At 43.4% G+C, this 15019-nt stretch carries 14 protein-coding genes and 1 pseudogene; 8 read left to right on the forward strand and 7 right to left on the reverse strand.

The features are described from left to right. Nucleotides 1–29: 29 nt before the first annotated feature. On the reverse strand, nt 30–1559 hold the full coding sequence (locus tag ACQ86K_RS32175) for a Do family serine endopeptidase (protein ID WP_091173229.1): 1530 nt from the start codon (nt 1557–1559) through the stop codon (nt 30–32). Between the two features lie 191 nt (nt 1560–1750). Here ACQ86K_RS32175 and dapF point away from each other — a divergent pair, with 191 nt between their 5' ends. After that, nucleotides 1751–2536, forward strand: coding sequence for a diaminopimelate epimerase (dapF, locus tag ACQ86K_RS32180; protein WP_189549216.1), 786 nt, complete (start codon nt 1751–1753; stop codon nt 2534–2536). 101 nt (nt 2537–2637) lie between these two features. Here the strand turns inward: dapF and ACQ86K_RS32185 are convergent, their stop codons facing one another. The 3 genes and pseudogenes from ACQ86K_RS32185 to ACQ86K_RS32195 all read right to left on the reverse strand — a co-directional run bounded on the left by ACQ86K_RS32185 (nt 2638) and on the right by ACQ86K_RS32195 (nt 4549). Beyond that, nucleotides 2638–3051 (reverse strand): hypothetical protein, encoded by a 414-nt coding sequence (locus ACQ86K_RS32185; RefSeq protein WP_112656491.1) that lies wholly within the window; start codon nt 3049–3051, stop codon nt 2638–2640. A 169-nt stretch (nt 3052–3220) separates the two neighbouring features. Next, the gene (locus ACQ86K_RS32190; RefSeq protein WP_091173236.1) at nt 3221–4105 is read right to left on the reverse strand and encodes a DUF4349 domain-containing protein; all 885 of its coding nucleotides are present in this window, start codon (nt 4103–4105) and stop codon (nt 3221–3223) included. A gap of 116 nt (nt 4106–4221) precedes the next feature. Then, nucleotides 4222–4549 (reverse strand): annotated as a pseudogene (locus ACQ86K_RS32195) (nucleotide pyrophosphohydrolase). A 140-nt stretch (nt 4550–4689) separates the two neighbouring features. Here ACQ86K_RS32195 and ACQ86K_RS32200 point away from each other — a divergent pair. Continuing rightward, a complete protein-coding gene (locus ACQ86K_RS32200; protein WP_091173243.1) occupies nt 4690–5058 on the forward strand; it encodes a hypothetical protein in 369 nt (122 codons plus the stop codon). Between the two features lie 57 nt (nt 5059–5115). Here ACQ86K_RS32200 and ACQ86K_RS32205 read toward each other — a convergent pair whose 3' ends face one another. Continuing rightward, nucleotides 5116–7539, reverse strand: a complete 2424-nt coding sequence (locus tag ACQ86K_RS32205; protein WP_091173245.1) for an outer membrane beta-barrel protein — start codon at nt 7537–7539, stop codon at nt 5116–5118. A gap of 453 nt (nt 7540–7992) precedes the next feature. Between ACQ86K_RS32205 and ACQ86K_RS32210 the strand changes: the two genes are divergently transcribed. The 6 genes from ACQ86K_RS32210 (at nt 7993) to ACQ86K_RS32235 (ending at nt 13110) form a co-directional block, all read left to right on the forward strand. Then, a complete protein-coding gene (locus ACQ86K_RS32210; protein ID WP_431199441.1) occupies nt 7993–8436 on the forward strand; it encodes a hypothetical protein in 444 nt (147 codons plus the stop codon). Beyond that, nucleotides 8433–8963, forward strand: a complete 531-nt coding sequence (locus ACQ86K_RS32215) for a hypothetical protein (protein ID WP_091173252.1) — start codon at nt 8433–8435, stop codon at nt 8961–8963. Before ACQ86K_RS32210 ends, ACQ86K_RS32215 begins: the two co-directional genes overlap by 4 nt. A gap of 213 nt (nt 8964–9176) precedes the next feature. Then, entirely contained in the window at nt 9177–9950 is a 774-nt protein-coding gene (locus tag ACQ86K_RS32220; RefSeq protein WP_431199442.1) for a glycosyltransferase family 2 protein, read from the forward strand. A 4-nt stretch (nt 9951–9954) separates the two neighbouring features. Further along, complete coding sequence (locus ACQ86K_RS32225; protein WP_431199443.1) at nt 9955–10371, forward strand: DUF2062 domain-containing protein; 417 nt, start codon at nt 9955–9957, stop codon at nt 10369–10371. Between the two features lie 64 nt (nt 10372–10435). After that, on the forward strand, nt 10436–11860 hold the full coding sequence (locus ACQ86K_RS32230; RefSeq protein WP_091173258.1) for an MMPL family transporter: 1425 nt from the start codon (nt 10436–10438) through the stop codon (nt 11858–11860). After that, nucleotides 11830–13110 (forward strand): cation:proton antiporter, encoded by a 1281-nt coding sequence (locus ACQ86K_RS32235; protein ID WP_091173261.1) that lies wholly within the window; start codon nt 11830–11832, stop codon nt 13108–13110. Before ACQ86K_RS32230 ends, ACQ86K_RS32235 begins: the two co-directional genes overlap by 31 nt. Here the strand turns inward: ACQ86K_RS32235 and ACQ86K_RS32240 are convergent. Further along, nucleotides 13105–13854: an MBL fold metallo-hydrolase gene (locus ACQ86K_RS32240; protein ID WP_091173266.1), complete on the reverse strand. Its 750-nt coding sequence runs from the start codon at nt 13852–13854 to the stop codon at nt 13105–13107. The two genes, ACQ86K_RS32235 and ACQ86K_RS32240, sit on opposite strands and share 6 nt — an antisense overlap. Then, nucleotides 13851–14927 (reverse strand): NAD(P)H-dependent flavin oxidoreductase, encoded by a 1077-nt coding sequence (locus ACQ86K_RS32245; RefSeq protein WP_091173269.1) that lies wholly within the window; start codon nt 14925–14927, stop codon nt 13851–13853. The genes ACQ86K_RS32240 and ACQ86K_RS32245 overlap by 4 nt, the downstream gene beginning before the upstream one ends. Nucleotides 14928–15019: the final 92 nt, after the last annotated feature.

Consider the following 15019-nt stretch of genomic DNA (forward strand, 5'->3'; position numbering starts at 1 on the left):
CTTCCGTATGCAAAATCACTTAAAAAAGCTTATTGAGCCGGGAACGCGCTGCTGAAGTGCGAACCGTCAGGGTAGATTCCGGCAATGATGATATTGCCCTGGATAGGTTTTACAATTGCCTTGTCAATATCTTCGATACTGCTGATCGGCAGTTTGTTAATACTGGTGATTACAACGCCTTCAGGTATTTCGGCAGCGTCAAATAAGCCACCTTCACGCACCTGGGTAACCAGTACACCGGCGTTAACATGCAGCCTGTTCTTTTCGGCTGGAGTTAAAGCGTGGAAGCTTGCACCCAGTTTGTTAAACAGCTCCTCGGCCGATTTAGATGCCGCTATACGGTTTGATGGTGCTACGGCATCGCCTTTAAGCGTTACCGCGAAATCTTTGTTCTTACCATCGCGCAGTACAGTAACATTGATCTTATCGCCGGGTTGTAAACGGCCTACACGTTCCTGCAGATCAGATGATTCATATACCGGCTGACCCTCAACCTTAACAATGATATCGCCTTTGCGTAAGCCTGCCTGTTCGGCACCGCCGCCCGGTACAAGGTCGTTCACGTATAAACCGTTGGTGGTTGTTACGTCGAGCTTTTGGGCTACGTCCGGGTTAAGTTCGGTGAAAGTTACACCCACAAAACCGCGTTTTACTGTACCGAATTTCTTGATATCGTTCAGTACTTTTTTAGCCAGGTTAACCGGGATGGCAAAGCCATAGCCTTCGTATGAACCGGTGTGTGAAGCGATAGCGGCGTTAATACCGATCAGTTCGCCACGGGTGTTTACCAGGGCGCCACCGCTGTTGCCAGGGTTAATGGCCGCATCAGTTTGAATGAACGACTCGATAGCTTTGTTCAGCTTAGGAGTCGACTGGTTGCGGGTACGGCCGAACGGGTTGTCGTCATCACTGTTTTCGCTGCCGATGATACCAATATTACGGCCTTTGGCGCTGATGATACCGGCTGTAACGGTTGATGTTAAGTTAAAAGGGTTACCTACGGCTAAAACCCATTCGCCAACTTTAGCGTCATCGCTGTTGCCTAATTTTACAATTGGCAGGTTGTTAGCGCTAACTTTAATGAGGGCAAGATCTGTACTTGGGTCGGTGCCGATAACTTTGGCGCTGAAAGTACGGTGATCATTAGTAGCAACGGTAATTTTATCGGCCTTTTCAACCACGTGGTTGTTGGTTACAATGTAGCCATCGGGCGAAATGATAACACCAGAGCCTGATGCCATCTGTGGGCCTTGCGGACGCACCCGCTGACCAAACATATCGCCAAACATCTGCTCCAGTTGATCCTGTCCGCCGCTGCCTTTGTTAGTATAGGTTGTGCGGATGTAAACCACCGCCGGGGTTGCTGCAGCCGCTGCCTGGGTAAAATCAAGGTCGCCGGTTGATGAAACCGGAGCTGAGGGGTTGCTTGTAAAATATACCTTTTGCTTGTCTTCGAAGCTCAGGTTGTCAGAGTACTTGTTTTCGATAACCTTGTATACTCCTAAGGCCATCGCACCTCCAACAAAAGCGGTTAATAGTGTTAAACCAATCTTTTTCATTTATTATTTGCCTTTCTTATTATTAAGTTTACTTATTTTACAGATCAAATTTAATACCATATAGACGAGATAATCAATGATTAGTTATCCCGTTTTTTGTTAAAATTTGTTAAATAGATAAACATCGGCTATTTTAATTGTTAGCACGGGTTTTGTTGAAGACCAAAGAGGCTGATATTAACAGGATAATTGTGAAGATACATTTTTATAAATACCAGGGCGCTGGCAACGATTTTATTTTGATTGATAACCGCGATAACAGCGTTGATCATCATAACCCTAAGCTGATTTCGGGCCTGTGCGATCGTCGTTTCGGTATCGGTGGTGACGGTTTGATGCTATTGCAAAACAAAGACGGATACGATTTTGAGATGATTTATTACAACGCCGACGGCCAGCCGAGTAGTATGTGCGGCAACGGCGGGCGCTGTATTGTGGCCTTTGCCAAATTTTTAGGCGTTATTGAATCGGAAACTGAATTTTTGGCGGTAGATGGTCCGCATTATGCCAAAATTTCAGACGAAGGCGATTGGGTGAGCCTGCAAATGATCGATGTAAACGAAGTTAATACCGATGCCGACGCTTACGTACTCAACACCGGCTCTCCACACTATGTAAAGCTGGTTGAGGGGCTTGAACAGCGCAATGTTTACCAGGAAGGCCATGCTATCCGCAATAATGCCACTTATCGCAAAAACGGCATTAATGTAAATTTTGTTGAACCAATGGAGGAGGGCTACTTTGTACGTACATTTGAGCGTGGGGTAGAGGATGAAACCTTTGCCTGCGGAACAGGAGTAACTGCCGTTGCCCTGGCCATGGCGCAGCACAAACAGCAAACCGGGCATATCACTACTCCGATAAAAGTATTAGGGGGCAACCTCAACATTCGTTTTGATTATGATGGCAAAACTTTTACAGACATCTTTTTAGAAGGCCCTGCTGAAAGGGTTTTTGAAGGAGATGTTGTTATTTAGCACGAAAGCCAGGAAGCAAGAACCAAGATAAAAGAATATAAAACTATGACATCGCCGCGCTGCGTTCGCAATGAAGTGAGAAATTATCCGCTCCCGGGCGCTTAATGTACCGGTTTCAATAAGCTAAAAAATGTGCCGTCCATAATAACATTGCCGATAGAGTCAAACACGGTTTTTCTGCTGGCCTCGGCTTTCATATCTTCTGCATAAAAAATATGGTCAACCCCCAGTGTTTTCAGGAATGGATCAACTTTGGAGTGCCATTTGTTTTTATAGCAGCAAATTTTAATGCCTTTGTATGACGGGTTTGTGCTTAAACGGCGAAGAATTTTTTCGATATCCTGAACAAGATAATCGTAATCAAGTATAAGCAGGTTGGGTTTGATCTCGTGTATTACCGGAAAGATGGCCGCGGTGATTGAAATATGCTTAAAAACCTTGTTATTAGGTAATACCTCAAGGCCAACTACATGGGGGGCAACCAACAGTACAACTTTAGACCGTACACGGATCATGATCAATCAATTAGGTGCTTAAAAGTAGTTCTTAAATTTCTACTTGTCAAGCATTTATTAATTAATTTAATAAAAACTATGCTCTTAAAATTAAATCTTCATAAGGTGATACCTTTTATTACTTTCGGTTTTTATAATTTTAACACTAAATTAATTTTTGCGATAATTTTTATGCCTCACTTATAATATTGGCTTTTCTACGCCTTTTCCAACGCCTGATTAATAGCAGAAAGATGATAGCGCCTATCATTAAAGGCCATAACGCTATAAGTGCGAAAAAGAGGTTTTGTAAAACTTCCCAGCCTTCGCCAATTGCGGTTTTAAATTTATAGGCGAAACCGTTACCTGTGTTTACTTCGCCCGGGTGCCGGGTATAAAAGCTGATATCAAGCGAACTGTAACTAACCTGGCTGCTCAGATAATTAAGTTGCCCCTGGGCCGAATCGATCGTTGTACGGATGCTGGCCAGCTTATCTTCTATTGCCAGCAGATCGGTCATTTTGGTGGCTTTAGCAGCGAGTTGCAGGTAACGTTGTTCTAACTGTTTGTTATTGCTGATTTCGGCGCGAACATCGATAAACTGTGTGGTTACGTCCCTGATATGAATGTTTTTTGATTCGATATGATCGGTGCTGGAAGTTAAGGTGCTTAAAAAAGCATCAAAATTTTTGGAGGGTATCCTGATTTTGAGGCTGTACTCTTTCTGATTGGTTTCGCCGCTGTTGGTTTCATTTTCTTCTGCGAGGTAACCGCCTAACTTTTTTAGAGACGAAACAATGTTTTGTCTTGCCGCCTTAGGATTGTCGGTTTCAAAGCGGATATCGCCTTCCTTGATGATCTTTTTGGCAGTGTCGGTAATGGATAGGTTTGAAGCGGTCGGTTTATTGGCAGTACCGGCATCTTCCAGTTGATCGGCTGCTGCCATGCTTTTTTCCCCGGCGGGTGGAGGAGGTACTAACTCAACGTTGGCTACATTTACTTTTTGTTCCGTTTCATGCTTGCATGACATAAGTAAAAGCAAAAAACTTATCGACAGGAAAAAATAGGTTTTCATAATAAGGTTGTTTAATTGTTTTAGATTAAACGCTTTTTGCCTTATTAAATTATATTAAACTTTAATTTTGAAGAATTTAATTTTGTTTAATTGAAATATAGAAAATTAAATTTTATCTATTTCAATTTTTCGTTATTTTTATGCCGCTCGGCATCCCGGATACTTTTCTTTTCCATATTCTTTTCCAGGGCTTCGGTTAGGTCGATGCCGGTTTGATTGGCAAGGCAAATAAGTACAAAAAGAACGTCGGCCATTCTCGTCGGCCAGGTTAACTTCTGTATCTGATTTTTTGAATGATTGCTCGCCGTATTTTCTGGCCATAATGCGGGCCACTTCGCCAACTTCTTCCATTAAAATGGCGGTGTTGGTAAGCTCGTTAAAATACCGGATGCCCGTTGTTTTAATCCAGTTATCTACCAGTTGTTGTGCTTCGCTTATCTCCATAAAATAGTTTTAGTGCGGCCGAATTTCATTAAATTTTTTGGAATAAGGCGAATAGGTATATGCCGAAAACAAAATGAAAATACCTTGTAAGGTTTCGTTGCCCCGTGCGACTAAGAGGCAAACAACTTAAAAAATCAAACATGAAAACCAGATCAATCATTTCAGGCGCCCTTATCGCCATTTTTGCTGTTGCCGGCCTTTCTGTTAATGTACAGGCAAAAACATCGGCTCCTTTACATAATACCGTTGCCCTTAGTGATACCGGCAAAATGAAAAAGGATAAGATGAGTAAAGACAAAATGAGCCATGATAAAATGGCTTCGGATAAAATGGGTAAGGACAAGATGGGTTCAGACAAGATGAGCCATGATAAAATGGCATCAGACAAAATGGGCTCTGATAAAATGTCAAAAGACAAGATGGGTTCGGACAAAATGAGCCACGATAAAATGTCAAAAAGTAAAATGAGTAAAGGTAAAATGGGCAAAGACAGCTCAGGCAAAATGTAACCTTGCTTTTGTTTCGTGATTGTTTAAAGGGAGCCCGCATGAGCTCCCTTTTTGCTTTTAATGGATCCTGCCTTTCTCGTCCTGGTTGCCGGTATCCTGCTTCTCTGCTTTAGCCTGACTATTCCCAAAACGATAGCTGATACCCACCAGGGCATACCTGTTGATCTGGAAGTTGGTATACTTTTGCCTTACCCCGTTTACGATTGTGGTAACTGCCGATGCACTGCTCCTGAAAACATCATTCATTACCAATGAAACATCTATTTTCTTTTTAAAAGCGGAGGCCTTAATGCCGAGGTCGAGTTTATAATAAGCATCGCTTCTGCCGATGTGATCAATCTCCGGGAACTGGTACCAGAAATTTACCGCTCCTGAAAAGCTTTTATCCGCATTAAAATAAATGTTATTGTTGGTAGCGATATAAGCTCCAAACCCGCTAATGCCTTTTACTGCAGCAAACGCCGATTTTGCATCGGTATGATAAAAAGTGAACTGGTTATTATTATCAAGCCAGCTAAGCAATTGCATCGAATAATTTTCGGAAATACCTACCCGGTAAGTTTTAATAAAATTGAGCGGCGTGGTATAAACCAGGTTGGTATCTGCCCGGGCAATGGTCACATTGTTGAAACCATTGTTGGTAACGTTTAAAAATATGGCCGATGTAAGCCTGTTTTTGTAGGTATGCGAAAGCTCAAAATTGGTATTATATTCTGGTTGAAGATAGGGGTTGCCTTCGCCATAGCTATAAGCTGTAAACAGGCTCTTGAATGGGTTAAGATTCCAGAAAGTTGGCCGGTTAACCCGCCTGCCAAAATTTAGCGATAAGCTGTGATTAACAGCTGCCTGGTAACTCACCGTTGCCGATGGAAACAACCTTGTGTAATTATTAATGGTAGTTTGGTTAAGCGTGTGCGAGTAGCCTTTGGTTTCGGTGCGCTCTGCCCGCAAGCCGGCCTGGTACTTCCATTTACCATCCTCGCGGTTTATGCTGCCATAAACAGATTGGGTATTTTCGGTATAGGTAAATTCATTGCTTAAGTTCGGGTCATACTTTAGCGAATCGTTGGTTGCGTTTTTATAATAAAAAGCGTTGCTGTAATTGTTGATAAAGCTGAGCTTACCGCCAAACGCAAAGCGGGCATATTTGGTTGGCAAAAGCGCATCGGCCTTGAATGTATAAATGTTGATGTCCTGCTTATTGGTATCATGGTAGCGATTACGACTGGCTGCATTCAATGATCTGTCAGCGAGATAAGTGTTGCTCTCAAAGTCCGATCTGTCGGTGCGGTAATAGTTAAAATAGTCGGCATTAAGTACCAGTTTAGCACCTGATGTATCCAGGCTGATGGTGCTATGCAGGTTACCTGCATTGCTGATAGCCACCGGGTGATAGGTGGCATAGGTTCTTAATGTTGAATCGATAGTACCGGTAGTGTTGTTAATGATGGGGTTATTCACATGGTCAGATCCATCATAAGTGTTTTTACCGCCCTGGTAATTTACGCCTATAGTAACCCTCGGACTAAACCGGTAATCGGCACCGGCAATGACGTTTAAATTATGATAGCGATAGTTGCCGGTATCGGTTTGCAGCCAGGTTTGTTTGGGGTAATAAATATCGGTTTCAAAGCCTTCCAATTCGTGGTCGTGATCAACGTTTACGCTGGCATATGCGGAGAGTTTGGCCGAATTGTAATTAATATCGCCGCTGGCATTTAACCACCAGTAATTGCTGGTACCATAAACCGAGGCGGGGCTATGCAACCATTGCTTATCATTGATCTGTACACTGCCCGCATAGCCATGTTTTTTGCTATGTTTGAGCGTGATGTTGATCAATCCGGCGTTGCCCTCAGCATCATAAGCAGCCCCCGGGTTTTTAATTACCTCAATACTGCCCACCTGGCTTGCAGATAATGAGCGCAGGTAACGGAGCAGATCGGTTCCAGCCAGTTGAACCAATCTTTCGTTCACCATAACTTTAACGCTGCCTTTACCAACAATGCTCAGGTCATTATCGCCAACTTTTATACCCGGCACTCGACCAATAACCGTAAGTGCATCAGCCCCGGCCGATGTGGCACTGGTGGATACGTTGTAAACCAGCTTGTCGTTTTTGTTCTCAACAGATGCTTTGCTCGCGGTTACGGTTACTTCGTTCAACTGTGTGGTATTATCAGGGAGGGTAATAGATACCGAGGTATCTTGTTGCAAGTTTAATTTAAGTTTGGTTTTTTGATAGCCGGTGAAGGTGATAGTTAAATGATAGGTCCCTTTATCAACGTCAGTAAAACTAAATAGCCCGACGGAATCGGTTTGCACTACCCTTGTTTGCTCTGAATTTTGCTGTTGCAGGTTAACCACAGCAAAAGCCACAGGAACTTTAGAATTGTCGACAATTTTACCGCTGACTTTTACCTGGGCAAACAGGCTGCTATAAATTAAACAAAAAAATAAAAAGCTGTAGATATGTTTCAAGCCGGGACGGGGATGAGGTTTATAATTCCGTAAATTAAATAAAAAACCGCCGCAAATTGTTTAGCGGCGGTTCTGTTTTATTTAAAGTGGTATCCCGTGAAGAGGGTTGATGTTATGTATCACTTCTTACATGTTCCAATTTCCCGTTTTCGGTAATGTGGTATTCGGAACGCAGAAGGGCATCCGTGTTGATGTTATTGTCTTTCTTTTTTCTTTTCCGGGGACCTGAAACGGCCAATATAATAACCGCCAGGAACAGGGTGATCTTTATCAAACTCACTAACATGGGGAGATGTATTTATATGCTTCATTGTGTTGATTGATTTAATGATTGTTTTTTATTCAATTTAGTTTGATTGTAAAATAAGAAAATAAAATAAGTTGTTTTTAACCCAGGTGAAAATTAGTATGATTTTTTGTGCCGATATTTAACCTTATTGCACTTTGTTAATTATGGCCGATAAGCAACAGGTATTAAACGAACTTCTTGGCAATTTTGCCGGTATGTCTGAAAACGACGTGGCGGTTAGCTTGCCGTATTGGCGCACCCGTAAAATTGAGAAAGGCGATTTTTTTAACATGCAGAACATTGTATGTACCGATCTTGCGCTTATTAACAAAGGTCTGTTCCAGATCTACTACGTATACCCCGAAACTCAGGAAGAAAAGAACATCTACTTTTTTCGGAAAGGCAGTTCCTGGTATCATTCCGCAGTTTTATCAATCAATACCCTTGCGCATATTATATCCAGGCGATGGAGGATGCCGAGATCATCTCCATCAACTATAATGATCTTCAATATCTTTACTCCACGCCAACCGGCTGGCAACCTTTTGATAAATTCTCCATTCATCAAAAAAATGATAGTTTTGATAGTTGACCTTGTCGCGAAATGAAGAACGCTAAAATTCAGAAACTCTTTATTCACTACGAAGAGCTTAAATATTGGGAAAGAGTTGTTTTCGTGGTCTATGCTATTGTAACTCTCTGCCTCGCATCCTCCCGGCTGTTTTTTAGCGAAGGAGTTAGGCAAACAGTAATCTTTATGTATGCCACATTAACGCAGGCTTTTTTATACATTTTTCTATATGTATCATTAAAAAATTTCAGATCATATTTGATCTGGTTATGTTTTGGTACAGTACATGTTTTTCTCTACCTATATTTTAAGGGAGATAATGATTTGGAATTGCCTAATGGAACAGCTTCCGGGCCACTGCTCAATACGATCCCTCTACTATTGCTTTTTCAACTTTTAAGATTTCTTAGCAGAGAGTTTCAGAAACGAGATTTTGTTGTTCCTACTAAAGGTGGAGGGCCCGATTTAATCGAGAACAAGCAACTTACGGCAGCTGATTATATACTTTTTACAGTTTATATGGCTTCATTTTGTGGACTTAGCTTCCTTTCAGTGCATTATTAAACCTACTTACATGTTTTGTGAAATCATAGTAGTTAGTTGAGGCGGGGGCGGTTTTTCCTTAACGTTCACCATAACAGTTTATAAAATACTTCACACTAAAAATTAACGTTTAATTTAAGCCGAAACAATAACTTTGTAAAGTATTAAACGTAAACCCACAAAACCCATTGATAAAAACCTGGACTGAAGCCGGTACGTGCGATTGAATGATATATGACGGATAATTTAGAACTTATACAGGCAAAGTTTAAACAATTACAGGTATGCGTTATTATACCCACCTATAATAACCAGGGTACGCTGCCCGCTGTTATTACCGATGTGTTAGCTTATACCGATCAGGTTATTGTGGTAAATGATGGCTCGACCGATAGTACTCCTGCCATTATTCAATCATTCCCGCAAATAAAATCAGTTAGCTATACCCAGAATGTAGGCAAGGGCTGGGCCTTACACAAAGCATTTGAATTTGCAACCGAACAGGGTTATCAACATGCTATCACTATCGATTCAGACGGGCAACATTTTGCTACCGACCTGCCTGCTTTTATTGAAAAACTGGAACAGGAACCGGATTCGCTGATTATTGGTTCGTGTAATATGGAGCAATCGTCGGTGCCGGGTAAAAGCAGTTTCGGGCATAAGTTTTCTAACTTTTGGTTTTGGGTGGAGACAGGCATTAAATGTCCGGATACGCAATCGGGTTATCGCTTGTACCCGATTCACCTCCTAAAAAACAGCAAATTCATCACCCGTAAATACGAGTTTGAAATAGAGGTAATAGTTCGTGCCGCCTGGAAAGGTATCAAGATAGATTGGGTTCCGGTAAAGGTTTATTATGCCCCGAAAGAAATACGGGTATCGCATTTTCGCCCTTTTCAGGATTTTTCGCGCATTAGTGTACTCAACACTGTACTGGTTATCATAACTTTCGCATACATCAAACCCCGCGATTTTTTCAGGACGCTTTTTGATAAAAAAAGCTAAGCTAATGTTCAAAAACCTGTTTTTTAACCCTGAACACTCGCATCAGTTAAAAGCTAAATCTGTAGCTTTTGGCGTTTTTATGGGGATTGTGCCTATCTGGGGTTTCCAGTTGTTGGTGGCTATTTCGCTGGCCTTCCTGTTCAGGCTCAACAAGGCCATCGTGGTTACGGCTGCCCACATCAGCGTTGCGCCCATGATCCCGGTTATTATTTTTCTGAGTTATAAAACCGGTAGCCTGTGGATGGGCGGCAAGGATGTGGATATCCCATTGGATAAAATTTCGCTTAAATCCATTGGCGAACATTTGGAACAATATCTTTACGGCAGCATTTCGCTGGCAATTTTTGCGGGTATTATAGCGGGATTCCTCACTTTTGCGTTATTGAAGCTGTTTAAGCGGAGGCCAGTCCCCGCCCTGTAATTCATGGAAAAATCCTGGTAGGTATCTATAATTATTTCAATGCCCGCAAGCCGTTGTTTATACAGTGTTTGCGTTAAGTTTTGTGCTTATCGGTTTTTTTGCTTCGCGGATAAGGTTTGAGGAGGATATTTCCAAAATACTGCCGAAGGATAAAAAGATAGAGAAGCTCAACTATATTTTTCAAAACTCCAAGTTTGTTGATAAGCTGGTGATAATGGTATCGCTTAAAGATTCCACGCAGCAGCAACCCGATAGCCTCATCGCTTTTGCTGATAGCTTTACGGAAATCGTTCAGCAGAAACTTCCCCGTTATGTAAGTAAGATCAATGCAAAGGTTGATGACGGGTTGGTGCTGGCGCTTTTTGGCACTATTAATAAAAAACTGCCCATTTACCTTACCGAGTGCTATTATTTAAATATTGACACACTTATCCGCCCCGATCAGGTAAAAGAAACCCTTGCCCGCGATTTGCGCACACTAACCTCGCCTGCTGGATTGGCGCTGAAAAGCATGATCAGTGCCGACCCGGTTGGCATCTCATACCTCGGTCTAAAAAAATTACAACAGCTGCAATACGACGAAAAATTTGAACTGTATGATAGCTATGTGATGACCAAAGATCACAAAAACCTGTTGCTGTTTATTACGCCAAAATATTCGCCCAATAACACCGGCGAGAACGCGATAATGCTTAAAGGCATCGACCAGGTTATCGATAGTTTACAAACTAAAAGCTTTAAATCAGTTGATTGCAGCTATTTCGGTACCACAGCCGTATCGGTAGGTAACGCCCTGCAATTGCGTAAGGATTCCATGTTTACGCAGGGCATTACGGTGGTTTTCCTGATCGTGTTCCTGGGTTTTTATTTTAGGAAAAAGCGGGCTCCTGTGGTGATACTGGTGCCGGTTTTGTTTGGTGCATTGTTTTCGCTGGCTGTGGTTTACTTTGTAAAAGGCAGTATTTCGGTAATAGCTTTAGGTACGGGTTCGGTGGTGTTGGGGGGCGCGGTTAATTACTCGCTGCATGTGTTTAACCATTACCGGCATACCCGCAGTATTGAGCAGGTAATTCGTGATTTGGCTATGCCGCTTACCGTGGGCAGTTTTACTACTATCGGCGGTTTTTTCTCCCTGGAATTTGTAGAGTCGAAAATGCTGAAAGATCTTGGTCTGTTTGCGGCCTTTAGTTTGATCGGCGCTTCATTTTGCTCGCTGGTGTTCCTGCCGCATTTTATCGCGTCAAAAAAAGAACAAAATCAGCATACAGCGCAGCTTTCGTGGATAGACAGATTATCGGCCTATAACCCCGAGTACAATAAGTTTATTATTTCAACTATTGTCATTCTTACCGTAGTAAGCACGATGAGATGCAGAAATTACAATTCCCTGAAGCGGTACGCAAGCCGGTTAAATTTATCGACCGAAGAAAATAAGCTATTATGTGTTAAATTTGCGGCATGCATAATGCCGATATCCTGGGCCGGTTAACACAACAGCTTGAGCTGCCGTTTAGTAACCCGGTACTTGTTTTTTCGCTGATATTGTTGATCATATTACTTGCTCCAATCATCATGGGCAAGTTCAAAATTCCGGGTATTGTGGGTTTTATTATGGCTGGCATAGCGGTTGGTCCGCATGGGTTAAACCTGCTTACCAAAAATTCGGCGGTTGAGCTGTTCTCTACCATCGGGCTGCTCTATATTATGTTCATTGCCGGCATCGAGCTTGATCTGAACGAGTTTAAGCAGAAGAAACATAAAAGCTTTGTGTTTGGCTTCTTTACTTTCTGCATCCCAATACTCATCGGTTTTCCTGTTTGTTATTATGCGCTCGGTTATTCGTTAATAACATCGGCATTAACGGCCAGTATGTTTGCCACGCATACACTGGTAGCCTATCCCATAGTGAGCAAATATGGCGTCGCAAAAAATGAGGCCGTCGCCATAAGTGTAGGGGGCACCATATTGACCGATACCGCCGTACTGATTTTGCTGCCCGTAATTATGGGCGCTAAGGATGGGGGGCTGGGTTTCGGCTTCTGGCTGCAGCTGATGATTTCGCTTTCGATATTCGCGTTCATCATGTTTGTGCTGATCCCGCCGTTGGCAAACTGGTTTTTTAACCGCTATCGCGATAGTAAAACACTGCCATATGTGTTTGTGCTTTTTATTGTGTTCGTGTCGGCCTTTTTATCCCAGCTGGCAGGAGTTGAACCCATTATAGGGGCCTTTGTGGCGGGGCTTGCTTTAAATAAAGCAGTACAGCAGTCATCAACCCTAATGAGCAGGATCGATTTTGTGGGTAATGCCATATTTATTCCATTCTTCCTGATCAGTGTAGGCATGCTGGTTGATTTGCGTGTGCTGGGCCGCGGACCGCAGGCTACCATTGTGGCAGTAAGCTTAACGCTTGGAGCCTTGCTGGGTAAATGGCTGGCGGCATTATCTACCCAAAAAATATTCAAATATTCGGGCATACAGCGCAACCTCATTTTCGGTTTAAGCAGTGCACATGCCGCGGCTACCCTTGCCATTATTTTAGTGGGATACAAGGCGCAGATTATTGACGACAATATCCTGAACGGCACCATTATATTGATACTGGTTACCTGCGTGGTAGCATCATTTGCTACAGAGCGCGCCGCTAAAAAGGTGGTTGCACCAATTGAAGATCCCGAAATTTATCAGAACCCCAAATTACCAGCCACGAGCGGGAATGATACCAGTAATTGCTTATAAACTTGTTTGTATGCCCGGCTGTAAAATCCTGAGCTGACCGCTAATGCCCAGCGCGTTAAATGATTGCTGCAGCATCTCGCCCGTTTCGGTATAATGCGACCAGCCCTCAAAATGCACTGGAATAATTGTAGCATCAGGAAAGGCAAAAGCGGTATCAATAGCATCATTGGTGCCCATAGTTACATTGAACGGGCCGCGGGGTTTGGCTGCCCCGGCAAATATGAATACATATTGAGGTTTAAATTTTTCTGCAACCTCCTTTACGCCATCATAAAATACGGTATCTCCGGTGATATAGATCTGGAGCCCGGCGATAGTTATAATAAAACCCGTTACATCGCCGGTAAGTTTTTCACTGCCAGCGGGGCCATGCCTTGCAGGTGTACCTGTTATAACCACTTCATCGTTAAGCGCTATGCTTTCCCATGGTGCCAGGCCAAGGGCATTGCCGCCTAATCTTTCGGCTCCTATTTTGGTGGTTAATGTTTTATCAACCTGTTTAAGCAGCTCCCGGCCGGCGTGGTCAAGATTATCGCCGTGCTGGTCATGACTTAGTAAAACCACATCTATTTTACCGATGTCGGTAGTAGCCGGGCCTTCGGTTTTATGGTAGGCAGGCTTATCGTTGATCATGAATTGCTCACCCGCGGGGTCAAGCGTAGGGTCGGTCATGAGCCTTAAGCCGCCGATCTCCAAAATGATGGTTGGTCCACCCAGGTAGGTTACATTAACTTCGTTTTTCATGGGTTCATAATTTTAGTAGTGTCTTCAATTAATGATTGCATCAGCGCGGTGGCATTGGTGTGTTTCAATATTGGTGCTATCTGTCCGCCCCAAAACAAAATCATATCCCATTTTTGTTGGTCAAGCGCCGCTTTTCTCAACGGCGACATAAAAGTTGTTTGCAGGGGAAAGGGTAAAAATCCCGCTTCCTTTCCGGCCAGGTCTTTAGCAACCCTGCTGGTAATACCCCGGCCAAGCCTGCCGGTAAACGCGCGGGATAAGGTAGTATATTTTGCCGCATCCGAAAAAAGCATTTGCCTGTGGATAGGAAGCGCGCCCGATTCCTCACATGCCAAAAACGCTGTACCTATCTGCACGGCATCGGCACCCAGTGTTAAGGCTCCGGCTACCCCCCGGCCATTAGCAATGCCCCCGGCGGCAATAACGGGCACTTTTACTTTCTCCTTAATTAATTGAAGTAACACAAAAGTACCGGTGGTTGATGATTCGGCGGGGGCAAGGAATGATGGCCTGTGGCCGCCGGCTTCAAAGCCTGAAGCTATGATCAGGTCTACCCCGCTTGCCTCCAGCGTTATAGCCTCATCCAGCGTGGTAGCTGCGCCTACGGTAACGATGCCTAACTTACGGCACTGCTCAATCACATAAGCAGGCAACGTGCCAAACATAAAGCTGAATACTTTTGGGCGTAGGTCAAGGATCGCCTGTAACTGGTTTTCGAACCGTAATTTAAAGGGATCGGGCTTGGGCGGCAATGGGATCCCGGCTTCATCAAAATAGGGTTTAAACAATTGTGTTGCATGTTCATACTGCGCATCGGTAGCTGCACCGTCAGGTGCATCGGTTTCCGAAACCCATATGTTAATATTGTACGGTTTATTGGTTGCTGCTTTGATCTGTTTATCTACCGCTGCAATTTCGGGCGCGCTCAGGGTGTAAGCCCCGTAGCCGCCCAGCCCGCCGGCATTTGATACCGCGGCAACCAATTCAACCGACGATAAATTACCGCCAAAAGGCCCCTGCAAAATAGGGTAATCAATACCTAATAGTTCCGTTGCTTTTGTGTTATACCACATGGTTTTAGTATTAAGTGGATAGTACTAATTCTGAAGTCACAAGTCTGATTTTCTTTTTCTGCACTTAGAGCTTACGACTTCTGACTGAAGAC

It is taken from the genome of Mucilaginibacter sp. P19, assembly GCF_050632265.1.
Lineage (GTDB): Bacteria > Bacteroidota > Bacteroidia > Sphingobacteriales > Sphingobacteriaceae > Mucilaginibacter > Mucilaginibacter gossypii.

Excerpts from the sequence above, each read along its gene's own strand:
- ACQ86K_RS32175 (WP_091173229.1), bottom strand. The coding sequence starts at position 1,559 with ATGAAAAAGATTGGTTTAACACTATTAACCGCTTTTGTTGGAGGTGCG.
- ACQ86K_RS32185 (WP_112656491.1), bottom strand. The coding sequence starts at position 3,051 with ATGATCCGTGTACGGTCTAAAGTTGTACTGTTGGTTGCCCCCCATGTA.
- ACQ86K_RS32190 (WP_091173236.1), bottom strand. The coding sequence starts at position 4,105 with ATGAAAACCTATTTTTTCCTGTCGATAAGTTTTTTGCTTTTACTTATG.
- ACQ86K_RS32200 (WP_091173243.1), top strand. The coding sequence starts at position 4,690 with ATGAAAACCAGATCAATCATTTCAGGCGCCCTTATCGCCATTTTTGCT.
- ACQ86K_RS32210 (WP_431199441.1), top strand. The coding sequence starts at position 7,993 with ATGGCCGATAAGCAACAGGTATTAAACGAACTTCTTGGCAATTTTGCC.
- ACQ86K_RS32215 (WP_091173252.1), top strand. The coding sequence starts at position 8,433 with ATGAAGAACGCTAAAATTCAGAAACTCTTTATTCACTACGAAGAGCTT.
- ACQ86K_RS32220 (WP_431199442.1), top strand. The coding sequence starts at position 9,177 with ATGACGGATAATTTAGAACTTATACAGGCAAAGTTTAAACAATTACAG.
- ACQ86K_RS32225 (WP_431199443.1), top strand. The coding sequence starts at position 9,955 with ATGTTCAAAAACCTGTTTTTTAACCCTGAACACTCGCATCAGTTAAAA.
- ACQ86K_RS32235 (WP_091173261.1), top strand. The coding sequence starts at position 11,830 with ATGCATAATGCCGATATCCTGGGCCGGTTAACACAACAGCTTGAGCTG.
- ACQ86K_RS32240 (WP_091173266.1), bottom strand. The coding sequence starts at position 13,854 with ATGAAAAACGAAGTTAATGTAACCTACCTGGGTGGACCAACCATCATT.
- ACQ86K_RS32245 (WP_091173269.1), bottom strand. The coding sequence starts at position 14,927 with ATGTGGTATAACACAAAAGCAACGGAACTATTAGGTATTGATTACCCT.